This is a genomic window from Streptomyces sp. MK37H (assembly GCF_018035285.1).
In the GTDB taxonomy this organism is placed as follows: Bacteria; Actinomycetota; Actinomycetes; order Streptomycetales; family Streptomycetaceae; genus Streptomyces; species Streptomyces endocoffeicus.
The window spans coordinates 1-22,167 of the sequence record NZ_JAAAYH010000073.1 but is presented as its reverse complement, the minus strand read 5'-3'; the positions used below and the strand labels follow the sequence as shown (position 1 = coordinate 22,167).

Below are 22,167 nucleotides of genomic sequence, written 5' to 3'. Positions count from 1 at the left end.
TATGAGGCCCGCCACCGCCTGTCAACGACCGCCCGTATGTGCTCGCTCACCTCCGCGCCCTTTGAGCCGATGCGTCACCGCACCAGCAGGTCGAGCAACCGCTCGACCTCCGCCTCCGCGTCCGCCGTCAGACCCGTGTGCACCGGCCCCGGCTGGACGACCGTGGAGCGCGGCGCCACAAGCCAGCGGAAGCGCCGTCCCGCGTCCTCCCCGGCCGCCTGACCGGCCCGTTCTCCGCCGCCGCAGACACACTCCACCGCGCGCAGCGCGGCCCGTACCGCGGGCACGTCCGCCGTGGGGTCCAGGGCGCGCAGCCGGTCCTCGTCCAGATGGATCCGGGCCGCCACGAAGGACGTGGCGCGGCAGTAGACGACCACGCCCGCGTTGATCTGCTCACCCCGCTCGACCCGGGGCACGACCCGCAGCACGGCGTATTCGAAGACATCCCGGCCGTTGTGGAACCCGCTCACCGCGACGCCCTTCCGTCGACCCACACCCGCAGCCACTCGGGGGCCTTGGACGGCCCCTCACCGGTGCGCTCCCCGAGCGTGATCCTCTGCCCCACCGTGGCCGCCCGCTCCAGCAGCACCTCGACATAGGCGCGGCGCACCGCGTCCGGGCCGTCGAAGCCGGGCTCGTCGGTCAGCCATTCGTCGGGGACGTCCGCCACCACCTCGGCAAGCAGTCCCTCGGTGATCCGCGGCGCGAGCGCCCGGCCGGCCGCGGCGATGTCCGGTGCGAACGGCGCGAGGACGTGGTCGGAGGCGTCGTACGGCTTGGTGGCGGCCTTGTCCAGCCCGCGCCAGCCGTGGTGCCAGATCATCGTGGCGCCATGGTCGATGAGCCACAGCTGCCCGTGCCAGACCAGCATGTTGGGATTGCGCCAGGAGCGGTCCACATTGCCGATGAGCGCGTCGAACCACACGACCCGCCCGGCCTCCTCCGCGCCCACCTCGAAGGCGAGCGGATCGAAGCCGAGCGACCCGGGTAGGTAGTCCATGCCGAGGTTGAGCCCGCCACTGGCCTTGAGCAGCTCCTGCACCTCCTGGTCCGGTTCGCTCAGGCCGATCACCGGGTCCAGCTGGATCCGCACCAGATCCGGCACCCGCAGCCCCAGCCGGCGGCCCAGCTGACCGCAGACGACCTCGGCGACAAGGGTCTTGCGGCCCTGCCCGGCGCCGGTGAACTTCATGACGTAGGTGCCCAGATCGTCGGCCTCGACGATGCCCGGCAGCGATCCGCCCTCACGCAAGGGCGTGACGTACCGGATCGCGGTGACTTCAGACAGCATTCGCCCAGGCTATCCGGCCCCCGCAACGCCTTTTCGCGGGTCAGCCGGGCGGGGCGGTTCCCAGGCGCCGGGCCAGATCCGCCACCCCGGTCGCCTGCCGGTCGGCGGACCGCGCCGCCGACGGGTAGGGAACCGGCGTGCGCCGCAGCCAGACGGTGGAGAGACCGGCCCGGGCGGCGCCGTCGATGTCCCACGGATGCACCGCCACCATCGTCGCCGCGCCGGCCGGCACATCCACCGCGCGCAACGCGTACGCGTACGCGGCGGAAGCGGGCTTCCACTGGCCGCCGGCGCCCTGGACATCCAGGTGGGCTTCGAAGCAATCCGCGCACCCGGCCCGGTCCACTACCGCGCGCGTGGTGTCCGCCGAGCCGTTCGTCAGGGTGACCAGGCGGTGTCCGGCCGCGTGCAGTGCCCGTACACCCTCGGGGACATCCGGGTGGACGGGCAGGTCCGGCAGTCCGGTGAGCACGTGGTCCACGGCCGCCGCCGGGTCCGCTCCCCCTGGCCCGTGCCGGGCCAGGAGTGTGCGCAGGACGTCCCCGGCGACCTCGGCGAACGCCGCCCGGCCGCCCGCGAGGGACAGGGCGATGCCGTCGCGCAGAACACCGGCGAACCACACCGGCAGCAGATGGCCGGGCAGACCGATGTCCTCCAGGCGCGCGGCGAGCGGGGACATGTCGGTGAGTGTCTCGTTGACGTCGAAGACGAGGACGCCCGGGCGGCCGTCAGCGGCCATGGGGACCACCGTTCCCGATAGCCATCCGATCACTCCCGTCGTACGATTCCAGACCGAGACCAAGTGGACATTACGGGCAGGCCGAACGGTCGGTGAGCGGACACACCGCCGGTAGGGATGCCCGGGTACGGGAGAGGGAAACCGGGTACCCGGCAGGACGCCGAGCGTCGGCGCAAGGGCATGGAAGGGGCGGACGACATGGGCGTACGCACATGGATCGCCTCCTGGCCGGTCTACCGCCAGCTCACGGGGACGGACCCGCTGGGCCGCGGGGCCGCCGCCACGAGCGCCGGTGCGCGGCCCACTCCCCGGACCGCCTCGGCGGACCGGGTGGTGAAGTCGGTCTGCCCGTACTGCGCGGTGGGCTGTGGCCAGAACGTCTATGTGGAGGACGACCGCGTCACCCAGATCGAGGGCGACCCGGACTCCCCCGTCTCCCGCGGCCGGCTGTGCCCCAAGGGCTCGGCCAGTCTCCAGCTCACCACCGGCGGCGCCCGCGAGCACCACGTGCTCTACCGGCGCCCGCACGGCACCGCATGGGAGCGCCTGGACCTCGACACGGCCATGGACATGATCGCCGACCGGGTGATCGAGGCGCGCCGCGCGGGCTGGCAGTGGGAGGTCGACGAGACCCGCACCCGGCGCACGCTCGGCTTCGCCAGCCTGGGCGGGGCCACGCTCGACAACGAAGAGAACTACCTGATCAAGAAGCTGTTCACCGCCCTGGGAGCCGTGCAGATCGAGAACCAGGCGCGGGTTTGACACTCCTCCACCGTTCCCGGTCTGGGAACCTCGTTCGGCCGCGGCGGCGCGACCACCTTCCAGCAGGACCTCCAGAACTCCGACTGCATCGTCATCCAGGGCTCGAACATGGCCGAGTGCCATCCGGTCGGGTTCCAGTGGGTGATGGAGGCCAAGGCCCGGGGCGCGAAGGTGATCCATGTCGACCCGCGCTTCACCCGCACCAGCGCGCTGGCCGACCTGCACGTGCCGCTGCGCGCGGGCTCGGACATCGCCTTCCTCGGCGGGATCATCAACCACGTGCTGCGGAACGACGCGTACTTCCGCGACTACGTGGTCGCGTACACCAACGGCCCCGTCGTGCTGCGCGAGGACTTCCGGGACGCCGAGGACCTCGACGGCGTCTTCTCCGGCCTCGACCCCGAAACCCGCGCCTACGACAACGGGAGCTGGCAGTACGAGGGCATGGAGGTGCAGGCGGCCTCCGGCGAGCGGGACCAGGCGTACGACAAGCGCACCGGCGGCGGACGGTCGGTGACCGAGGCCGGGCGCGGTGAGGCGCACGGCGCCGGTGGCGCCAAGGTCGGCGAGGGCGAGCCCGAGCGGGACGAGACGCTCACCCATCCGCGCTGCGTCTTCCAGGTCCTCAAGCGGCACTACGCCCGCTACACGCCCGAGATGGTGGAGAAGATCTGCGGCGTCCCGCAGGACCTCTTCCGCCAGGTGTGCGATCTCGTCACGGAGAACTCCGGACGCGACCGCACCACCGCCTTCGCCTACGCGGTCGGCTGGACCCAGCACACGGTGGGCGTGCAGTACATCCGCGCGGCCTCCGTCCTGCAGAGCCTGCTCGGCAACATCGGCCGGCCCGGTGGCGGCATCCTCGCCCTGCGGGGGCACGCCTCCATCCAGGGCTCGACGGACATCCCCACCCTGTTCAACCTGCTGCCCGGCTACATCCCGATGCCGCACGCCCACCAGATGCAGGACCTCGACACCTTCGTGGAGGTCGAAGCGGCCCGCAAGGGCCACTGGGGGAACATGCGGGCCTACCTGGTCAGCCTGCTCAAGGCCTACTGGGGCGAGGCCGCGCGGCCGGAGAACGACTTCTGCTTCGACTACCTGCCGCGGCTGACCGGCTCCCACTCCACCTACGAGACGGTCATGGCCCAGCTGGACGGAGTCTGCAAGGGCTACTTCCTCATGGGCGAGAACCCCGCCGTGGGCTCGGCCAACACCAAGATGCAGCGGCTGGGCATGGCCAACCTGGACTGGCTCGTCGTCCGGGACTTCTCCCTCATCGAGTCGGCCACCTGGTGGAAGGACGGCCCGGAGATCGAGACCGGCGAGCTGCGCACCGAGGACATCGCCACCGAGGTGTTCTTCCTGCCGGCCGCCGCGCACACCGAGAAGAACGGCAGCTTCACCAACACCCAGCGGCTGCTGCAGTGGCACCACCAGGCCGTCGAACCGCCCGGCGAGGCGCGCAGCGACCTGTGGTTCATGTACCACCTGGGCCTCAGAATCCGGGCGAAGCTGGCCGGGTCGGCCGATCCGATGGACCGGCCGGTGCTCGATCTGACCTGGGACTACCCCACGAGGGGCGAGCACGCCGAACCGGAGGCGGAGGCGGTCCTCGCCGAGATCAACGGCCACGACGCCGAGGGCCACCCGCTCTCGTCCTATGAGCAGCTGGCCGGGGACGGCTCCACGTCCTGCGGCTGCTGGATCTACTGCGGCGTCTACGCCGACGGCGTCAACCAGGCCGCCCGCCGCAAACCGCACACCGAGCAGGACTGGATCGCCGCCGAATGGGCCTGGGCCTGGCCCGCCAACCGCCGCATCCTCTACAACCGCGCCTCGGCCGACCCCGACGGCAGGCCGTGGAGCGAACGCAAGGCCCTGGTGTGGTGGGATGCCGAGCGGGCCCGGTGGTCCGGCCATGACGTGCCCGACTTCGCGCCCGACAAGGCGCCCTCCTACCGGCCCCCGCCGGACGCGACGGCGGGCGCGGCACTGTCGGGCACCGACCCGTTCATCATGCAGGCCGACGGCAAGGCGTGGCTGTACGTGCCGTCCGGCCTCACCGACGGCCCCTTGCCCACCCACTACGAGCCGCAGGACTCGCCCTTCCCCAACCTGCTGTACGCCCAATTGCGCAACCCCGTAAGGCACCTGATGCCGTCACGCCCGGACAACCGCTACCAGCCCCGCGGCGGCGAACCCGGCTCGGAGGTGTTCCCGTTCGTCGCCACCACCTACCGGCTCACCGAACACCACACCGCGGGCGGCATGTCCCGCTGGCAGCCCTACCTGGCCGAGCTGCAGCCGGAGTTCTTCTGCGAGCTCTCCCCCGGACTCGCCGCCGAACGCGGCCTCGAGCACACCGGCTGGGCGACGATCGTCAGCGCCCGCGGGGTGATCGAGGCGCGGGTCCTGGTCACCGACCGCGTACCGCCCCTGACCGTGCACGGGCGCACCCTGCACCAGATCGGCCTGCCCTACCACTGGGGGCCGAACGGCTACAGCACGGGGGACGCGGCGAACGAACTGCTGCACATGTCCCTCGACCCCAACACCCACATCCAGGAGACGAAGGCGTTCGCCGTCGACATCCGGCCGGGCCGCCGGCCCAGGGGCCCGGCCGCCGTGGAGCTGGTGCGGGCCTACCGGACGCGGGCGGGCATCGACGAACGTACCGGTACGGAACTCTGAGCCGGCACTGGGTTCACCTCAGGACCAGGGAGTGCTCCCCCTTCGGGATCAGTTCTCCCACCACCGGCGCTCCGGGCACCTCGCCCGCCACGAGCAGCCCGCCGGAGGTCTGGGCGTCGGCCAGGAGCAGCCTGGTGGCGGGGTCGGTGTCCCCGAAGTCGGTGAACGGCGCCACCCACTCCAGGTTCCGCCGGGTGCCACCGCTGACGTACCCGTCCCGGACCGCCTCCCGCGCCCCGTCGAGGTACGGCACGGCGGCGGTGTCGACCACCGCGGTCACGCCCGAGGCCCGCGCCAGCTTGTGCAGATGGCCGAGGAAGCCGAAGCCGGTGATGTCGGTGGCGCAGATGGCACCGGCCTCCAGGGCCGCGGCCGACGCGTCCCGGTTGAGCGCCACCATCGTGGCCACCGCCTGCTCGAACCGTTCGCCGGTGGCCTTGTGGCGGTTGTTCAGCACTCCCAGGCCGAGGGGCTTGGTCAGCGAAAGCGGTACGCCCGGCCGGCCCGCGTCGTTGCGCAGCAGGCACGCCGGATCGGCGAGGCCGGTGACGGCCATGCCGTACTTGGGCTCCGGATCGTCCACGCTGTGCCCACCGCCCACGTGGCAGCCCGCCTCGGCGGCGATGTCGAGCCCGCCGCGCAGCACCTCACGGGCCAGGTCGAACGGCAGCACTTCGCGCGGCCAGGCCAGGAGATTGACGGCGAGCACCGGTCGGCCGCCCATCGCGTACACGTCCGACAGGGCGTTGGCCGCGGCGATGCGCCCCCAGTCGTACGGGTCGTCCACGACGGGCGTGAAGAAGTCCGCGGTGGACACCACCGCCTGGGCCGGGCCGCCGGCCGGGGCGGGCAGGGTGACCACGGCGGCGTCGTCGCCGGTGGCCAGCCCGACGAGCAGCCGGCTGTCGCTCGCGGCCGTCGTCGGCCCGGCCAGTCCGCTGAGCACGTCCTCCAGTTCACCGGGCGGAATCTTGCAGGCGCAGCCGCCGCCATGGGCGAACTGCGTGAGCCGTACGGGTGTTTCGCGGGTCGTGGTCATGCCGGTCCTCTCGGTCGATGGTGGTCGGCGGCGGGTAGCCTTGAGCGGGCGAGGGAGGCGTGTGGGTGCCTGGTGGCCCTCCCGGTCTTCAAAACCGAGGTGCCCGAGGATCTCGGGCAGGCGGGTTCGATTCCCGTCCGCCTCCGCTCTCCGTACCGGCCCGGCAGCGCCGGCGCTGGTCGTCCACGCGTTCGGTGAACCCCTGGGCATCGAGGTACTCCAGCAGCGGTACGGCCACCCGGCGTGTCGTGTCGAGGGCCCGGCGCGCCTGACTGAGCGTGAACGGCTGCGGAAGCCCGCGGAGCACGGCCGCGGCCCGGGCGTCCGCGCCCGGAAGCAACAGGATGCCGTCGCCGACCCGCAGCAGCGCGCCCGCCGCGACGGCGGCGGCCACCGTCCTGCGCGTCAGCCCCAGTTCGGTCAGCCGGTCGGCCTCGGGGGCGCGGAACGGTGCCCGCAGCAGGTCTCGCCGCACATCGTCCACGGCCGCCTGGACGGGCGGCGGCAGGGTGGGCCGGGCGTCCGCGCCGCCGTACAGCCGCCCCTGACCGCTGTGCACCTTCTCCGAGGTCTCGGCGAGGGCGTCGACCAGGGCCCGGTCGGGCAGGCCCAGCAGGCGCCGGGCCGCCTCCTGGGGCAGGCCGGGCTCCAGCGGGTGGCGCGCCGCATGGCGTTCGACCTCGGCCTCCAGACGGTCCCGCAGCGCCGCCCAGTGGGCCGCGTCGGCCAGCCAGTCCCCGGCCACCGGCGCGGTGGGGGCGGGCAGCCCCATGGCCGCCAGCTCCGAGCGGCGGACGAGCCCGCGCCGCCGCAGGTCCGCCGCGCCGTCGGGGGCGCCGGTCATGTCCGCCAGCTCGGCCGCCCTCGCCCGGGCCGCCCCGCGCCGGGTCAGCCGGGGCGGCCGTACGTCCAGGACGGTCACTCCGCACGGCGGGCGCCGTCCGCCCGGTTCCCGCAGGACCGCCCGGTCGCCCACCCGCAGCGGCAGCTCGCGGGGCAGGGTCAGCCTGGCCGTGTCCTCGCCCAGCGGGCGGACGGTCACGGGCACGGCTGCGGTGCCGATGTGCAGGGTGAGCGTCCGGGGCAGGTCCCGGACCGGCGCTCCGCGGACCCGGACGTCGATCAGGCCGGTGAGCAGCCAGCGGTCGGGCGTCAGCAGCACCTGGCCCCGGCCCAGCACGCCGTCGGGCGCGCCGTGCACATTGACCGCCACCCGCGCCACGCCGCTGACCGCGGACCGGTCCTCCCGCAGGCACTGCAGCCCGCGCACCCGCAGCGCGGTCCTGCCGTCCCCCGCCACCAGCCGGTCACCGGCGCGCAGGGTGCCCGCCCCCAGGGTGCCGGTGACGACCGTGCCCTGACCGCGCACGGTGAAGGCGCGGTCCAGCCACAGCCGTACGTCCGCACCGGCGGGCGGAGCGGACAGCGAGCGGCCCAACCGGGCCAGTTCCCGGCGCAGTTCGGCAAGCCCCGCGCCGGTCACCGCGCTCACCCCGACCGACGGCACGGTGCCGAGGGACGTGGCCGCCATGCGCTCGACGGCGTCCGCCCGCACGGGCTCGGGGTCCGCCAGGTCACCGCGGCTCACCGCGAGCACGGCGTGGCGCACCCCGAGCGCGTCCAGGATCTCCAAGTGTTCCTGCGACTGCGGCTGCCAGCCCTGGTCCGCGGCCACCACGAACAGAACGGCGGGCACGGGCCCCACACCGGCCAGCATGGTGGCGACGAAGCGCTCGTGTCCGGGCACGTCCACGAAGGCGATGTGCTCGCCGCCGGGGCCGCCGTCTCCGTCCGGGCTTCCGTCCGCCGAGTCTCCGTCCGGGCTTCCGTCCGGTCCCAGGCGGGTCCAGACGAACCCGAGGTCGAGGGTCAGGCCGCGGCGCCGCTCCTCCTCGAAACGGTCGGGCTCCATCCCGGTCAGCGCCCGCACCAGCGCCGACTTGCCGTGGTCGACGTGCCCGGCGGTGGCCAGTACCCGCATGGCCCTACCCTTCCGCGGCCGGATCCATGGCGCCCGGATCGCTGACCGACCGCACGGCATCGGCCAGCCGCTCGTCGTCCTCCCTCGGCACCGCCCGCAGGTCGAGCAGGCACCGGCCCGCCTCCAGCCGCCCCACCACGGGGACCGGGCCGGTCCGCAGGGCCGCGGCGTACCGCTCGGGCAGCGACAGCGCGGCGCTGGGCAGCGTCACTCCCGGGGCGCCGCCACCGCCCACCGACGCGGCGCTCTCGACGGCCCGCACATCGATGCCGTCGGCGGTCAGGGCGGAGGCGAGCCGCTCGGCACGGTGGCGGAGCCCCGCCGGATCGGCGGCCAGTGCCGCGGCGGTCGGGGTCTCGGGCCCGGTCAGCGTCGCCTCCAACGCGGCCAGCGTCAGCTTGTCCACGCGCAGCGCACGGGCGAGCGGATGCCGGGACACGGTCCGCACCAGCTCCTCCTCCCCGAGCAGCAGTCCGCACTGCGGCCCGCCGAGCAGCTTGTCGCCGCTCGCGGTGACCAGCGACGCTCCGGCCCGGAGCCGGGTCTCGGCGTCGGGCTCGTCCGGCAGCAGAGGGTGGGGCGCGAGCAGCCCGGAGCCGATGTCGACGACCACCGGAACGCCGAGAGCCGCGAGTTCCCCGGTCTCGGCGGAGCGGGTGAACCCCGTGACGCGGAAGTTGGAGGGGTGCACCTTCAGCACGAAGGCCGTCTCGGGGCCGATCGCGGCGGCGTAGTCGGCGACGGACGTGCGGTTGGTCGTTCCCACCTCGCGCAGCCGGGCTCCGGTGGACACCAGCAGGTCCGGCAGGCGGAAGCCGTCCCCGATCTCCACCATCTCGCCGCGGCTGATGACGATCTCCTTCCCGGTGGCGAGCGCGGTCGCCACCAGGACCAGCGCCGCCGCGCCGTTGTTGACGACGTGCGCGGCGGCGGCCGACGGCACCCGCTCGCGCAGCGCGGCCACGGCGGTCCGCCCGCGGCGGGCCCGGACACCGGTGCGCAGATCCAGCTCGACGTCCGTGGGCCCCGCGGCCTCCCGCACCGCCCGCCGGGCCGCCGCCGACAGCGACGCCCGGCCGAGGTTGGTGTGCAGCACCACTCCGGTGGCGTTGATGACGGGCCGCAGTCCGCCGGCCGTGCGGGGCAGCAGGGCGACCGCCGTGTCCGCCACCCCGTCCGGCGCGATGGCACCGGCCCGCGCCCGCTCCTGAGCCTGCCGCACCGCTGCCTTCACCGCCCCGGATCCCAGCCGGTGTGCCGCCTCGATCAGGCGTGGGTCACCCAGGACGGCGTCGGTGCGGGGAATCCGCCGTCGTACGTCCGTGGTGGTGACCCGCTGGTCCATGCGGCCTCTCCCTTCCGCCCGCTCTCGTGGCTGCCCGGGGAACGCCCATCGTCTCTCAGTGCCGCGTACCGGCGTCACGACACGCCCGGCGGACGGAGCGCCGTCCGGTCGGCACGGCCCGTTTCCGCGGGCGACGGGCGGGGACCCGCCGTCCGTGGTGGCACAGGCACCGGGAGCGAGACGATGAGCCGACGGCGCGGCAGGGCCACCCGCCCCGCACGGCTGCGCTTCGACGGATGGATCGCGGGCATGGGCACGTCCTCCGGGACGCGCATCGTGCTGGGCCACTGGGAGCGGTCGCCGTTCGGGCCGTTCAGCGATGTGATGCTCGACCGGGTGAACGGTGAACGGCTGCTGCTGGCTCCCACGCCGGAGACGGCGGACTTCATCGCCCGCGCCTACCACTTCGACGCGGTGCGCGTCGTGCCGGTCCGGGTGAGCGTCGCGGCGGGCACCTGGACCATCACGGCCGGGGCACTGGACCTGCGCTTCACCATGGGCCGACGCGGGCCGCTGGGGCTTCTGCTGCGTGCCGTGCCCGGCGCGCTCGCCCGCCGCCCGGCGTGGAGCGCGCTGATGGACGTCCCCGCCCGTCTGCTGCTGCCCGGTGTGCGGACCCGCGGCAGCGCTGGGGCCGGTCGCCGCGAGTGGTACGGCGCGCGGGATCTGCGGCCGATCGGCGCGGTGTCGGCGGTCTTCGAGGGCGAGGATCTCGGGGTGATGGCACCCGTCGAACCCGCCGTGCGCTTCGGGTTCGGTTCGGTGCCCCGGAAGCCCGGCGTCACCCTGGTGACCACGACGGTGGAACTGGACCGGGGCGGTCCTCCACCGGGTCTCACCCTTCCCGGTCATCGCTGAGGCGCACCGCCGCCTCGAGGAGTTGCGCGTAGGCGAACGCCTGGGCGGGTTGCCCCTCAGCCGGTGCCGGCCGACGTCGTACTCCTCGGCGAACGGCCCCGGCGAACCATAGGCGGCCCGGGTGCGCTCGACAGTGGCCCCCTGTGCTCAGACAGCGACGGCGGGTCTCACGCAGGACCGTGTCGGCGAGGCACCGTGCCGGCGAGGCCGTCCCCGTCGCGCGCCGCCCGGCCCCACCGGGCGCGCCGCGGCGCGCAGACCGGCCACCGCACACAGCCGTGAGGGGCTCCACCCGCGGTTTCCCAGCTCCCACAGCCCCGCGTCCGGGCGCGGCCAGTTGCGCTCGACGGCGTCCACGGCCACGTCGAGGGCGCGGCGGGCGTTCGTGCCGAGCCGGTCGAGCCGTGCGGCGGCGGCGTACAGCTGCAAGATCTCGCCGAAGGAGGCCGGCTGGAACTGGCGGCGGGCGCGGTTGGCCACCCGGTCGGTGCCGCCCGGATAGCCGGGCAGCGGCAGGGCGCGCGCTCCCGCCACCGGGTCACGATGGGCAGGAACGGCCCGCCGGGGGCGCGCCGCACCCGGCCGGTGGCACCGGCTGGGTGTGACGGCGGTCGCCGAAGTCGGGCCGTGCCGTGCCATGAGGGTGCACAGTGGAAGACGTGGGAGTTCGCCGACGGCTGACAGATCTGATGACGCCATGGCAACCCGGGCACGCCTTGGTGGCGATCCCGGTCGGGCTGATCGTCATGATCACCGTCGTCGATCTGCTGGCCCCGTCCCATGTCCACTTGGGCCCCCTGCTGGTGGTCGCCCCGGCCATCACCCCGTCGTTCGCAGGTCCCCGGACCACCGGGCTGATCGGCGCGCTGGCGGTGGCCGCCCAGATACTCATCGCGGCACTGCGCGGCGGCTTCGACGTCAACCACCAGGTGCAGATCGCGGCCCTCACCGTGCTCTCGCTGCTCATCGCGGCCTACGCCCGGGAGCAGCGGCGGCGCCACCATGAGCTGGCCCGGGTGCGGTCGGTGTCCGAGGCCACTCAGCGGGTCGTACTGCGGCCGCTGCCGCACCGGCTGGGCCCGCTGCGGGTCGCCTCGCTGTATCTGGCGGCCGAGGACGAGGCACAGATCGGCGGGGACCTGTACGCCGCGACCCGGGTGAAGGAGTGCACCCGGCTGATCATCGGGGATGTCCGGGGCAAGGGGCTGACCTCCATCAGTGACGCGTCGGTGCTGATGGGCGCCTTCCGGGAGGCCGCCCACCTGACCCCCGGCCTGCTGGAGCTCACCGATGTCCTGGAGCGCAGCGTCTGCCGGCACCTGGCCGAGCACATCGCCACCGCGAATGTCGAGCACGGCGGTGCCGAGCAGCCGCAGCCGGGAGCGGAGGAGTTGCGCGAGCACTTCATCACCGCCCTGCTGCTGGACATCCCGGACGAGGGCGCCGTGATAGTCATGGCCAACTGCGGGCATCCGCCGCCCCTGCTGCTGCGCGACGGTGGCCATGTGATCACGCTCCACCCGGCCAATCCCGGCCCGCCGCTGGGCATGTGCGAACTCCCCAGGAGCTCGGGCGACCCCGGTACGCCCGAGACCATGCCCTTCGAGGACGGCGACACACTACTGCTCTACACGGACGGGGTGGTCGAGGCCCGCGCCCCCGACGGGTCCTTCTATCCGCTGGCCCAGCGGATCGCGCAGTGGTACGGCTCCGGCCCGGAGGGGCTGCTGCACCACATCCGCCGCGATCTGCTGGCCCATGTCGGCGGGCGGCTGGGCGATGACGCCGCCATGGTGGTCATCCAGCGCTCGCCCGCGCTCCACCCGGTCCAGCACCTGAAGAGGATGGTGCCGTCCAACGCCGCCCAGCGCTGATCCCGTGTCCGGAACCCAGCAGCGGGTCCCAGCAGCGGGTCCCAGCGCGGCTAGCGGACCCGGTCGACGCGGCGCTCGTCCCAGACCGGCTCCGCCGTCTCGCGGACGACGCCGTCCGACCCGAAGACCAGGAAGCGGTCGAAGGACCGCGCGAACCAGCGGTCGTGGGTGACCGCGAGCACCGTGCCCTCGTAGGCTCCGAGCCCGTCCTGGAGCGCCTCGGCCGACTCCAGGTCCAGGTTGTCCGTGGGCTCGTCCAGCAGCAGCGCCGTCGTCCCGGCCAGTTCGAGCAGCAGGATCTGGAACCGGGCCTGCTGACCGCCCGAGAGCCGGTCGAAGGTCTGGTCGCCCTGGCGGTCGAGCTCATAGCGCCGTAGCGCGCTCATCGCGCGTCCCCGGTCCCGGGCGTGTTCGGTCCACAGGATGTCGACCAGCGTGCGCCCGAAGAGCTCCGGATGGGCGTGGGTCTGGGCGAAGTGGCCGGGCACGACGCGCGCGCCCAGCTTCCACTCCCCCCGGTGGGCGACGTCCTGCCCCGCCAGGAGCCGCAGGAAGTGGGACTTGCCCGAGCCGTTGGAGCCCAGTACGGCCACCCGCTCGCCGTAGAAGACCTCCAGGTCGAAGGGGCGCATCAGCCCCTCGAGCTCCAGCCCCCGGCAGGTCAGCGCCCGCACCCCGGTGCGTCCGCCCGCGAGCCGCATGGTGATCTCCTGTTTGCGCGGCGGCTCCGGCGGCGGTCCGGCCTCCTCGAACTTCCGCAGCCGGGTCTTGGCGGCCTGGTAGCGGGATGCCATCTCGTCGCTGCGGGCCGCGTACCGCTGCATGTCCAGCACCAGCCGTTTGAGCTGGGCATACTTCTCGTCCCAGCGCCGCCGGAGCTCCTCGAAGCGCTCGAACCGCTCCTCGCGGGCGTCGTGATAGGTGGCGAAGCCGCCGCCGTGCACCCACACATCGCTGCCCGCCGGGCTCGGCTCGACGCTGACGATCCGGGCGGCCGCACGGGCCAGCAGCTCCCGGTCGTGGCTGATGAACAGCACGGTCTTACGGGTCTCGCGCAGCCGTTCCTCCAGCCACCGCTTGCCCGGCACATCCAGGTAGTTGTCCGGCTCGTCCAGCAGCAGCACATCGTCGGGCCCGCGCAGCAGCGCCTCCAGCACCAGTCGCTTCTGCTCGCCGCCGCTGAGCGTGCGCACCTCGCGCCACTGGGCCCGTTCGTACGGCACTCCGAGCGCCGCGGTGGTGCACATGTCCCACACCGTCTCGGCCTCGTAGCCGCGCGCCTCGGCCCAGTCGCTCAGGCTCTGGGCGTAGGCCAGCTGGGCGGCCTCGTCGTCCCGCTCCATGATCGCCAGCTCGGCCTCGTCCACCGCGCGGGCGGCCTCGCGGATCCGGGGCTGGGCCACCGACACCAGCAGGTCGCGCACCGTCCGCTCATCGCGCACCGAGCCGATGAACTGCGGCATCACCGCCACGGAGCCGCTCACCATGACCGTGCCGCCGTGCGGCTCCACCTCGCCGGAGACCAGCCGCAGCAGCGTGGTCTTGCCCGCCCCGTTGGGCCCGACCAGGGCGGCCACCGTGCCCTCGGCGACGCGGAACGACACATCGCCGAGCAGCAGCCGTCCGTCGGGCAGGAAGTAGGCGAGGTGCGCGGCCTCCAGATGTCCCATGGACCGGCATTCTCATGGCTCGGCCGGGCGGTCGGCAAAGCGATTTTCCGGTCCGCGGCGCGATGATGCCCGGGGGCGGCTGAACGCGGCGGCCCCGCCGTCCGTATGGAACGGTGAAACGTCCCCCGAGCAGGAGGCACCACCATGACGCAGTCGGCAATCCCCGGGCAGGGCACCACCCGCCGTGCCGTCGTCACCGCGGCCGGAGCGGCCGGGCTGGCCGCCACGCTTGCCGCATGCGGCAAGGACGACGACGGCGGTTCGGGCGGCGGCAGCGCGGACAGCGCGCAGGACGCCGGGGGCTCGCAGCCGTCGCAGAGCGCGTCACAGAGCGCGTCACAGAGCGCGGAGGGCGGCCAGTCGGGCGGCGGGGACGGCATGGAACTCGCCAAGACCTCCCAGATCCCCGAGGGCGGCGGCATGGTCTTCAAGGACCACAAGGTCGTGGTGACCCAGCCCAAGGCGGGTGATTTCAAGGCGTTCTCGTCGATCTGTACGCACCAGGGCTGCTCGGTCGGCGATGTGAGCGGCGGCACCATCAACTGCCCCTGCCACCAGAGCAAGTTCGACATCACCGACGGCAGTGTGAAGGGCGGCCCGGCGAAGAAGCCGCTGCCCGGCGCGCAGATCAAGGTGCAGGGAAGTTCGATCTGGATGGCGTGACGGCCGTCCGCCGCCAGCAGGCGGCCACCTCGTCGGCCGTGGTGACGGCGGCCGCGAGGGCGAGGGTGTGACGGACCATCGCCGGGGTGTACGAGGCGGGCACCCCGGCGATCGCGTCCTCGGGCACCACGACCGCATAGCCGAGGTTGACGGCGTCGAAGACGGCGGCCGGGATCGCCACATTGGCCGACACGCCGGTGATGACCAGCGTGCGGCAGCCGAGATTGCGCAGCAGCGCGTCCACCTCGGTCCCGGCGATCGGCGAGAGACCGTGCAGCCGCCGTACGACCAGGTCCTCGGCCGCCACCGGAACCGGTTCGGCGATCTCCATCGCCGCGCTTCCGGTGAGCTGCCGGACCGGGAGCCGCTCGACGGCCCGGAACAGCGGTGCGTTGCGGCTCGCGCCGCGTCCGTCGGCGCGCCGCTCGGCCACCGCGTGCAGCACCTGGACGCCCGTGTCGTGGGCGGCCGCCACCAACTGGGCGACACGCCCGAGCGCTCCGGACTCCTGGGCCACGGCGGCCAGTTCGGGCAGCGCGCTGTCCGGCCCCACCACACCGCGCTGGCATTCGACGGTGAGCAGGGCGCAGCCTTCCGGCCGGAGCAGTTCCACGAGGTCTTCGCGGGGGCGCGGGGGCGCGGTGTCTTCGCGCGGGGGCGCGGCGTCTTCGTGGGGGCTCGGGGTCACGGCGCGGGAGAGTAGCGTCCCTTGCGTCATCAAGGAAGAGCCATCATCCTGTGCCGCACAACGGGTTACCGGGAGGTACAGGTCGGATGACCGTCACCCAGCGGCGGGGACGCCGCATCATGATGAGCCAGGACGAGCTGGACGCCTTCCTCGCCGAGCAGCGCACCTGCCGGGTGGCGACCGTGTCCGCGGACGGGCGGCCGCACATCAGCCCGCTGTGGTTCTGCTGGGACGGCACCGCCCTGTGGCTGTACTCCCTGACCCGCAGCCGCCGCTGGGCCGAGTTGCGCCGCGATCCGCGGATCGCGGTGGTGGTCGACGACGGGCATGACTACGGCGAACTGCGCGGGGTGGAGCTCTCCGGCGAGGCGGTCCCCGTCGGCGAGGAGCCGCGCACCGGCGTGTCGTGCCCCGAACTCGACACGCCGGAGCGGATGTTCGCGGCGAAGTACTTCGGCCTGGACGCCATGCCGCACGACGGGCGCCACGCCTGGCTGCGCCTGGTCCCCGAGGCGATCCGCTCCTGGGACTTCCGCAAGATGCCGCAGGGCTGAGACACGCCAGGGGACGGGACCCGGGCCGGGCTCCCTGGCCGGCCGGTGATCAGTCGATGATCTTCTCGCCGACCGACCGCAGCACCTCGACCGCGGCCCGGATCGAGGGCCTGCGGTCGGCGTCGGCGCGCCAGATCGCGTAGATGTGCCGCCGCATCGTGGGCTGGCTGACGGGCACCATCCGCACCCCCTCGGGCACCGGGCCGCGGCCCAGCCGGGGCACCACGGCGATGCCCAGCCCGGCGGCGATCAGCGACAGCTGGGTGTGGTGCTCATGCGCGGTGTGCCGGATCCTCGGCTCGATACCCTTGCCGCGCAGGGTCACCATCAGCCAGTCGTAGCAGAACCCGCCCTTGGGCCAGGAGATCCACTCGTCGTCCACGAAGTCCTCCGGCTCGACCGCGTGCCGGTCGGCGAGGGGGTGGTCCGCGGGCATCGCCACATCCACCGGGTCGTCCAGCAGGGCGGCCTTCACCAGCCCGCCGGGCATCGGCAGCGGTTTGTTGTACCAGTCCAGGACCACGGCCAGATCGATGTCGCCGCGCACCACCGAGGGCACCGACTCATCGGGCTCCATCTCCTGCAGCCGCACGCTCAGCTGCGGATGCTCGGTGCGCAGCCGGCTCAGCGCGTCCGGGAAGAGCCCGCGGACGGCGGTCGGGAACGCGCCCAGCAGCAGCTCGCCGACGGCGTGGCCACGCTGCGCCTCCAGATCCGCCTGGGCCAGCTCCACCTGGGAGAGGATGCGCGCCGCATGGTCGGAGAGCAGCCGCCCGGCATCGGTGAGCCGGATCCCGCGCCCGTTCTTGGCGAGCAGTTGCTGACCGGTCTCCCGCTCGAGCTTGGCGAGTTGCTGCGAGACGGCGGAGGTGGTGACATGCAGCCCCTCGGCCGCCCCGCTCACGGATCCGTGGCGGGCCACGGCGTGCAGCGTGCGGAGACGATCCAGGTTCATGTAAGAAATACTACGCGATATCGCGAACGAATTCTCGCTTGTTCTAAGAGGTTGCAACCCACATCGTAATGGCATGACCTCAGCCGCCGCCTCGGCGCCCCCTGCCGCCGCCTCCACCGCGGAGCCCTCCTCCGAACCCGTCCGCCGACCGCTCCTCGACTGGCGCATCCGCTTCGGCGCGCTCTCCCTGGTCTGGGGTTTCAGCTTTCTCTTCATCAAGGTGGGCAATGAGGCGTTCGCCCCCTTGTACGTCACGCTCGGGCGGATGCTGTTCGGCACCGCCGTGCTGCTGGTGACGCTGGTGGTGAAGCGGGAGCGGCTGCCGCGCGGGGCGCGGGTCTGGGGCCATCTGGCGGTGGCCGCGTTCTTCCTGAACGCGCTGCCGTTCTCGCTGTTCGCCTACGCCGAGCTGACCATCCCCTCCACCCTGGCCGGGATCTGCAACGCCGCCTCGCCGCTGTGGGGGATGCTGCTCGCGGTGGTCGTGGTCTCCGACGACCGGCCGACCCGTCAGCGTGTCGCGGGTCTCGGGCTCGGCTTCATCGGCGTGTTGATCGTGCTGGGCGCCTGGCAGGGCTTCTCCGGCCAGGATCCGCTGGGCACGGCGCTGGCGCTGATCGCCTCGGCCAGCTACGCGGTCGGCTGGCAGTACGTCCGGCGCACGCTGAGCGACACCGGTCACTCCCATCTGTCGATGTCCGGCGGGCAGCTGCTGCTCGGCACGGTGCAACTCGCCCTCGTGGCACCGGCGTTCGAACCGACGCCCACCACCTTCCCGGTTCTGCCCCTGCTCTCCGTGCTCGCCTTGGGCGCGCTGGGCACCGGGGTGGCGTTCCTGGTCCAGTACGGGCTCGTCGACGAGGTCGGCCCGACGACGGCGATGATGGTCACGTACTTCGTCCCGGTGATCGCCACCACCGCGGGCGTGGCGATCCTCGGGGAGCACCTCACCTGGAACACGCCGGTGGGAGCCGTGATCGTCCTCATCGGCGCGGCCCTGACCCAGCGGCGCTCCGGCGCGTCCCGGGCCCCGTCCGGCGGACGCATCCGAGCCATACGGGTCCATCGCACAGGCTCCTAGGGTCCTTCTGGCGCATCTCCGTGGAAGAAGGAGCGGCGTCAGGGGGCACCTCCCAGCGGTAGCCGGGGGAGCGTGCTCTCGGCGTGCCGCGGGGAAGCCCTCGTAGCGGAGCTACTTGGGGTTTCGCGCGGTGCGCCGAGAGTGCGTGCAGGGCGCCGCGACGCCGCGGAGACCTGTCAGAAGGACCCTAGTCCAGCCGACCCGATACCGTCGCCCCCACCGCCGCGGCCACCGCGTCGGCGACCGTCCCGATCTCGTCGGCGGCCAGCGGCGAGACCGTCAGCCGCACCCCCGGTGGCGAGGCCACGCGGAAGCGAGCCCCGGGGGCCACGGCCCAGCCCGCCGCCAGCAGCCGGGCGACCGCGCCGGTCTCGTCCGGGACCGGCACCCACACATTCATCCCGCTGCGCCCGTGCGCGGCGATCCCCCGCTCGCGCAGCGCCCGAACCAGCGCCGCGCGCCGCGTGTCGTACGACGCCGCCACCGCCGCCGGGCCGACCGCGCCCGTCCGCCACAGCCAGGCGACCGCGTCCTGCAGCAGATGGCTGACCCAGCCCGGGCCCAGCCGCTGACGGCCGCGCACCCGGTCCAGGGTGACGGCGTCGCCGGTGAGCACGGCGAGCCGCAGATCGGGGCCGTACGCCTTGGCGGTGGAGCGGACCAGCGCCCAGTGGTCGGTGCCCCCGGCCAGGGGGCGCAGCGGGACGTCCACGATGCCGTGCCCGTGGTCGTCCTCGATCAGCAGCACATCGGGGTGGGCGGCGAGCACGCCCCGCAGCTCACGTGCGCATGTCGCGCTCACCGCCGCGCCCGTCGGGTTCTGCGCCCGGTCGGTGACCACCAGCGCCCGCGCGCCCTGTGCCAGCGCGTGCTCCACCCGCTCGGGCAGCGGTCCGTCGTCGTCGACCCCTACGGGTACGGCGCGCAGACCGAGCGCCGGGATCAGATCGAGCAGACTGCCCCAGCCGGGGTCCTCGACGGCGACCGCGTCACCTGGCCGCAGATGCGCGGCCAGCACCCGCTCGATCGCGTCGAGCGAGCCGGAGGTGACGGCGACCGGCCCGGGCGGCACCCCGTCCGCGTCGAGGGCGGCCCGGGCGAGCTCGGCCACCTCGGGGACGACGTCCGGCGCGCCGTACAGCGTGGGGCGGTCCGCCGCGCGCGCCGCGGCCGCCGCCAGCGGCGCGCCGAGCGGGGGCAGCAGCGCGGGGTCGGGGTTACCGCTCGACAGATCACGCGCACCGGCGGCGTCGACGCCGATCCACTCGCGGGGCGTGCTGGACGGACGGGAGCGCACCCGGCTGCCCCGGCGCCCCGCCGTCTCGATCACACCCCGTTCGCGCAGCACACGATAGGCGGCCGCGACCGTATTGGGATTCACGCCCAGCTTCTGGGCCAACTCCCGTAGGGGCGGCAGCAGTTGGCCCGGCGGCAGCTCACCGGCGCCGACCGCGCGCTCCACACTGGCCGCGATCTCGGCTGCGCGACGACCTGCGATCGGATATTCTCCTAGCACAAACGCTATTTTGCACTAGTGCAATGGAGGACGCAAATGCCCGCCCCGGACGCCACCGCCGCGACCAACGCGCCCGACAACGCCTACCCGCCGACCGACCGCACCGTGCCCACCCGCTCCCGCGAGCGCGCCTCGTACGACCGGGAGGTGGTGCACGCGATCCTCGACGAGGGCTACGTCTGCCATCTGGGCTTCATACGCGAGGGCGCCCCCGTCGTCCTGCCGACCCTCTACGGCCGGGTCGGGGAGCGGCTGTACGTCCATGGCTCGACGGGGGCGCGGCCGCTGCGCATGGCGGGCGGGTCGGGCGCCGAGGAGCCGGGGCTGCCGGTGTGTCTCACCGTCACCCATGTCGACGGGCTGGTCCTGGCCCGTTCGGCATTCCATCACTCCATCAACTACCGCTCGGTGGTGGTGCACGGCACCGCCCGCCCGGTGACAGATCCGGCCGAGCGCACCGCGGCCCTGGACGCCCTGGTGGACCATGTGGTGCCGGGCCGGGCCGCCGACTCCCGCCCCGCCAACGCCAAGGAGCTGGCCGCCACCGCCGTGCTCCGCCTCGACCTCGAAGAGGTCTCCGCGAAGGTCCGCACCGGTGGGCCCAGCGACGACGACGAGGACCTGGAGCTCCCCCACTGGAGCGGCGTGGTGCCGGTCGCCCGCGCGTACGGCGCGCCGGTCCCCGCCGACGACCTCGCGTCCGACACGCCGGTGCCCGGCTACCTCACCCGGCTCTGACCGGGCCGCCCCGCCGCCCTCCGGGGCTTCGTTCATGTCGTCGCACGCAGGGCGGCGGGGCCGGTCATCCTCCCGCCGTGAACTCGCGCTCCCCCTCCACCGGCGCCGAGGCCGCCACCGGCTCGGCCGCGGCGGCCTTCGGGGTGGAGGTCTGGGCGATCAGGGCGCCGGTCAGCACCACCACACCGCCGACGACCTGCGCCACGCCCAGGTGCTCATCCAGCAGCACCCACGCCAGAACGGTCGCGATGACCGCCTCCAGACAGGCCACCACCCCGGCCACCTGCGGTGAGAGCCGACGTACCGACACCACCCCGGTGAGATACGCGAACACCGTCGCCACCAGCACGATCCAGGCGAGCAGCGCCGGCGCGGGCACACGGGCGCCCGCCAGATCGGCGCGCCCGGTGAGGACCGTCCAGTCCATGCCCCAGGGGCGGCTGACCACGGTCAGCGCCATGGCCCCGATCAACAGTCCGTAGGCGATGACACCGAGCGGATCCGCCGGATCCTGGCCGTCGCTGCCGTGGTCGGAGAGGACGAAGTAGCCCACCTGACAGAACGCCGCGCCGAAGGCGAGCAGCACTCCGAGGGGGTTGAGGCTCAGCCCGGACCAGACCTCCACCACGCAGGTGAGCCCGCCGACGGCCAGGACGACCCCGAGCGCCGCGGCACGGCTCACCGGCCGGCGCTGGACGAACCGCACCCACCCCAGCACCAGCGCGGGTGCGAAGTATTCGATGAGCAGCGCCACGCCGACGGGGATGCGGGAGAGCGCCGCGAAGTAGCACGCCTGCACCCCCACGACGGCCAGCAGACCGAACCCCAACAGCAGTCCGGGGCGGCGGGTCAGCAGCCCGCGATGCCGCCAGGCCAGGGGCAGCAGGACCAGGGCCGCGCCCGTCACCCGCAGCCAGGTGACCTCGAGCGGCGCGAGCCCCGCCTCGATCAGCGGTTTGGCGGCGACGCCCGATCCGCCGAACGCGAACGCCGACAGCAGGGCGAGCCCCAGGCCGGCATTCCTTTGCTGTGAGTGATCTCCGGATACGCGCACCGGGCCATCATGTCAGCTCGCGTCAGCACCGTCACCCCTGTGACTGCTGTCAGACTTCCCCCTCCAACGCGGTGACCAGTGGCGCGACGGCGACACCCGCGCGCCGCAGCACCTCCATGGCACGACACTCCCGGTCACGGACGAACGCGGCGAGCAGATCGAGGCCGTCGGCACAGGACGCGCCACGGGAGGCGGCGCGGCGGACCGCCGTATCGAGGGCGCCCGCCGCGGCGGGCGACCATCCGGCCATCCCGCTCCCCGCCAATGGCGCCGCCCCCGAGCCCTCGACGCTGCCGCTCCACCGCAGCCCGTAGCCGATCGCGCGCTGCACCAGATACCCCAGCAGTCGGATCACCTGGGGCGAGCCGCCGGGAAACGCGTCCCGTACGTCCGGGTCGGACTCCAGGAGGCCGTGCAGCAGATGGGCGGTGTCGATCTGCGCGTCACCGTCGCGTACGGCGCGCCGGCGGGCTCCCGCGATCACGGCGGCCACCACGTCGCTCACCCGGTCCTCGCATCCGGTGTCGTCCGGGCCGGCGGAAAGGGTAGGACTTCGCACACTCTCACCCCATCAGTCCCTTGAGGCCGGAGCATCCTCGCCGGGAAGCATGTGCGCATCCCGCCGTGGTTGTGCGTGGACGACCGGTTCTCCTTCTCGGGGAGGA

General features: G+C 73.5%; 19 protein-coding genes, 1 tRNA gene and 1 pseudogene. 8 read left to right on the top strand and 13 right to left on the bottom strand.

The window, feature by feature from the left end:
- Positions 1–74: 74 nt before the first annotated feature.
- The 3 genes from GWI24_RS13530 to GWI24_RS13520 are packed head-to-tail and all read right to left on the bottom strand — an operon-like array spanning position 75 to position 2,030.
- Positions 75–470: a DUF3037 domain-containing protein gene (locus GWI24_RS13530; RefSeq protein ID WP_210946199.1), complete on the bottom strand. Its 396-nt coding sequence runs from the start codon at positions 468–470 to the stop codon at positions 75–77.
- Positions 467–1,291: a HipA family kinase gene (locus tag GWI24_RS13525; protein WP_210946198.1), complete on the bottom strand. Its 825-nt coding sequence runs from the start codon at positions 1,289–1,291 to the stop codon at positions 467–469. The genes GWI24_RS13530 and GWI24_RS13525 overlap by 4 nt, the downstream gene beginning before the upstream one ends.
- 40 nt (positions 1,292–1,331) lie before the next feature.
- Positions 1,332–2,030, bottom strand: a complete 699-nt coding sequence (locus GWI24_RS13520; RefSeq protein ID WP_210946197.1) for a haloacid dehalogenase type II — start codon at positions 2,028–2,030, stop codon at positions 1,332–1,334.
- A 198-nt stretch (positions 2,031–2,228) separates the two neighbouring features.
- On the opposite strand from GWI24_RS13520, the gene fdh reads away from it, so the two are divergent.
- Positions 2,229–5,486, top strand: coding sequence for a formate dehydrogenase (fdh, locus tag GWI24_RS13515; RefSeq protein ID WP_210946196.1), 3,258 nt, complete (start codon positions 2,229–2,231; stop codon positions 5,484–5,486).
- Positions 5,487–5,499: 13 nt separating this feature from the next.
- Here fdh and selD read toward each other — a convergent pair whose 3' ends face one another.
- Positions 5,500–6,525 (bottom strand): selenide, water dikinase SelD, encoded by a 1,026-nt coding sequence (gene selD, locus GWI24_RS13510; protein ID WP_210946195.1) that lies wholly within the window; start codon positions 6,523–6,525, stop codon positions 5,500–5,502.
- Between the two features lie 53 nt (positions 6,526–6,578).
- On the opposite strand from selD, the gene GWI24_RS13505 reads away from it, so the two are divergent.
- Positions 6,579–6,671 (top strand) — tRNA-Sec (locus GWI24_RS13505).
- 35 nt (positions 6,672–6,706) lie between these two features.
- Here the strand turns inward: GWI24_RS13505 and GWI24_RS13500 are convergent.
- Positions 6,707–8,506 (bottom strand): annotated as a pseudogene (locus GWI24_RS13500) (SelB C-terminal domain-containing protein); the annotation flags it as partial.
- Between the two features lie 4 nt (positions 8,507–8,510).
- Positions 8,511–9,851 carry an L-seryl-tRNA(Sec) selenium transferase gene (gene selA, locus GWI24_RS13495; RefSeq protein WP_210946194.1) on the bottom strand — a complete coding sequence of 447 codons (1,341 nt, stop codon included), beginning with the start codon at positions 9,849–9,851 and terminating at the stop codon, positions 8,511–8,513.
- A gap of 183 nt (positions 9,852–10,034) precedes the next feature.
- Between selA and GWI24_RS13490 the strand changes: the two genes are divergently transcribed.
- Complete coding sequence (locus GWI24_RS13490) at positions 10,035–10,709, top strand: hypothetical protein (protein ID WP_210946193.1); 675 nt, start codon at positions 10,035–10,037, stop codon at positions 10,707–10,709.
- Between the two features lie 147 nt (positions 10,710–10,856).
- Here the strand turns inward: GWI24_RS13490 and GWI24_RS13485 are convergent, their stop codons facing one another.
- Positions 10,857–11,243, bottom strand: coding sequence for a glycoside hydrolase family 15 protein (locus GWI24_RS13485; RefSeq protein ID WP_210946192.1), 387 nt, complete (start codon positions 11,241–11,243; stop codon positions 10,857–10,859).
- Between the two features lie 125 nt (positions 11,244–11,368).
- Here GWI24_RS13485 and GWI24_RS13480 point away from each other — a divergent pair, with 125 nt between their 5' ends.
- The gene (locus GWI24_RS13480; protein WP_308343636.1) at positions 11,369–12,583 is read left to right on the top strand and encodes a PP2C family protein-serine/threonine phosphatase; all 1,215 of its coding nucleotides are present in this window, start codon (positions 11,369–11,371) and stop codon (positions 12,581–12,583) included.
- 50 nt (positions 12,584–12,633) lie between these two features.
- Here the strand turns inward: GWI24_RS13480 and GWI24_RS13475 are convergent, their stop codons facing one another.
- The gene (locus GWI24_RS13475) at positions 12,634–14,253 is read right to left on the bottom strand and encodes an ATP-binding cassette domain-containing protein (protein ID WP_210946191.1); all 1,620 of its coding nucleotides are present in this window, start codon (positions 14,251–14,253) and stop codon (positions 12,634–12,636) included.
- A 144-nt stretch (positions 14,254–14,397) separates the two neighbouring features.
- Here GWI24_RS13475 and GWI24_RS13470 point away from each other — a divergent pair, with 144 nt between their 5' ends.
- Positions 14,398–14,916, top strand: coding sequence for a Rieske (2Fe-2S) protein (locus tag GWI24_RS13470; protein ID WP_210946190.1), 519 nt, complete (start codon positions 14,398–14,400; stop codon positions 14,914–14,916).
- On the opposite strand, the gene GWI24_RS13465 is transcribed toward GWI24_RS13470, so the two are convergent.
- Positions 14,882–15,634, bottom strand: a complete 753-nt coding sequence (locus tag GWI24_RS13465; RefSeq protein WP_247616302.1) for a cysteine hydrolase family protein — start codon at positions 15,632–15,634, stop codon at positions 14,882–14,884. The two genes, GWI24_RS13470 and GWI24_RS13465, sit on opposite strands and share 35 nt — an antisense overlap.
- Before the next feature lie 56 nt (positions 15,635–15,690).
- On the opposite strand from GWI24_RS13465, the gene GWI24_RS13460 reads away from it, so the two are divergent.
- Positions 15,691–16,158 carry a pyridoxamine 5'-phosphate oxidase family protein gene (locus tag GWI24_RS13460; protein ID WP_164431632.1) on the top strand — a complete coding sequence of 156 codons (468 nt, stop codon included), beginning with the start codon at positions 15,691–15,693 and terminating at the stop codon, positions 16,156–16,158.
- A gap of 49 nt (positions 16,159–16,207) precedes the next feature.
- Here the strand turns inward: GWI24_RS13460 and GWI24_RS13455 are convergent, their stop codons facing one another.
- On the bottom strand, positions 16,208–17,113 hold the full coding sequence (locus GWI24_RS13455; protein ID WP_210946189.1) for a LysR family transcriptional regulator: 906 nt from the start codon (positions 17,111–17,113) through the stop codon (positions 16,208–16,210).
- A 73-nt stretch (positions 17,114–17,186) separates the two neighbouring features.
- Between GWI24_RS13455 and GWI24_RS13450 the strand changes: the two genes are divergently transcribed.
- Positions 17,187–18,194 carry a DMT family transporter gene (locus GWI24_RS13450; protein ID WP_210946188.1) on the top strand — a complete coding sequence of 336 codons (1,008 nt, stop codon included), beginning with the start codon at positions 17,187–17,189 and terminating at the stop codon, positions 18,192–18,194.
- A gap of 187 nt (positions 18,195–18,381) precedes the next feature.
- On the opposite strand, the gene GWI24_RS13445 is transcribed toward GWI24_RS13450, so the two are convergent.
- Positions 18,382–19,710: an aminotransferase class I/II-fold pyridoxal phosphate-dependent enzyme gene (locus tag GWI24_RS13445; RefSeq protein ID WP_210946187.1), complete on the bottom strand. Its 1,329-nt coding sequence runs from the start codon at positions 19,708–19,710 to the stop codon at positions 18,382–18,384.
- Positions 19,711–19,746: 36 nt separating this feature from the next.
- Here GWI24_RS13445 and GWI24_RS13440 point away from each other — a divergent pair, with 36 nt between their 5' ends.
- The gene (locus GWI24_RS13440) at positions 19,747–20,448 is read left to right on the top strand and encodes a pyridoxamine 5'-phosphate oxidase family protein (protein WP_210946186.1); all 702 of its coding nucleotides are present in this window, start codon (positions 19,747–19,749) and stop codon (positions 20,446–20,448) included.
- Positions 20,449–20,512: 64 nt separating this feature from the next.
- On the opposite strand, the gene GWI24_RS13435 is transcribed toward GWI24_RS13440, so the two are convergent.
- Both GWI24_RS13435 and GWI24_RS13430 read right to left on the bottom strand, forming a co-directional pair.
- Positions 20,513–21,502 carry a DMT family transporter gene (locus GWI24_RS13435; RefSeq protein WP_210946185.1) on the bottom strand — a complete coding sequence of 330 codons (990 nt, stop codon included), beginning with the start codon at positions 21,500–21,502 and terminating at the stop codon, positions 20,513–20,515.
- A gap of 49 nt (positions 21,503–21,551) precedes the next feature.
- Positions 21,552–22,061 carry a Clp protease N-terminal domain-containing protein gene (locus GWI24_RS13430; protein WP_210946184.1) on the bottom strand — a complete coding sequence of 170 codons (510 nt, stop codon included), beginning with the start codon at positions 22,059–22,061 and terminating at the stop codon, positions 21,552–21,554.
- Between the last annotated feature and the right edge of the window lie 106 nt (positions 22,062–22,167).

What these genes read in the sequence shown, in the direction of transcription:
- GWI24_RS13525 (WP_210946198.1), bottom strand. Translation starts at nt 1,291, where the DNA reads ATGCTGTCTGAAGTCACCGCGATCCGGTACGTCACGCCCTTGCGTGAG.
- GWI24_RS13520 (WP_210946197.1), bottom strand. Translation starts at nt 2,030, where the DNA reads ATGGCCGCTGACGGCCGCCCGGGCGTCCTCGTCTTCGACGTCAACGAG.
- selD (WP_210946195.1), bottom strand. Translation starts at nt 6,525, where the DNA reads ATGACCACGACCCGCGAAACACCCGTACGGCTCACGCAGTTCGCCCAT.
- selA (WP_210946194.1), bottom strand. Translation starts at nt 9,851, where the DNA reads ATGGACCAGCGGGTCACCACCACGGACGTACGACGGCGGATTCCCCGC.
- GWI24_RS13490 (WP_210946193.1), top strand. Translation starts at nt 10,035, where the DNA reads ATGAGCCGACGGCGCGGCAGGGCCACCCGCCCCGCACGGCTGCGCTTC.
- GWI24_RS13475 (WP_210946191.1), bottom strand. Translation starts at nt 14,253, where the DNA reads ATGGGACATCTGGAGGCCGCGCACCTCGCCTACTTCCTGCCCGACGGA.
- GWI24_RS13470 (WP_210946190.1), top strand. Translation starts at nt 14,398, where the DNA reads ATGACGCAGTCGGCAATCCCCGGGCAGGGCACCACCCGCCGTGCCGTC.
- GWI24_RS13465 (WP_247616302.1), bottom strand. Translation starts at nt 15,634, where the DNA reads ATGACGCAAGGGACGCTACTCTCCCGCGCCGTGACCCCGAGCCCCCAC.
- GWI24_RS13460 (WP_164431632.1), top strand. Translation starts at nt 15,691, where the DNA reads ATGACCGTCACCCAGCGGCGGGGACGCCGCATCATGATGAGCCAGGAC.
- GWI24_RS13455 (WP_210946189.1), bottom strand. Translation starts at nt 17,113, where the DNA reads ATGAACCTGGATCGTCTCCGCACGCTGCACGCCGTGGCCCGCCACGGA.
- GWI24_RS13450 (WP_210946188.1), top strand. Translation starts at nt 17,187, where the DNA reads ATGACCTCAGCCGCCGCCTCGGCGCCCCCTGCCGCCGCCTCCACCGCG.
- GWI24_RS13440 (WP_210946186.1), top strand. Translation starts at nt 19,747, where the DNA reads ATGCCCGCCCCGGACGCCACCGCCGCGACCAACGCGCCCGACAACGCC.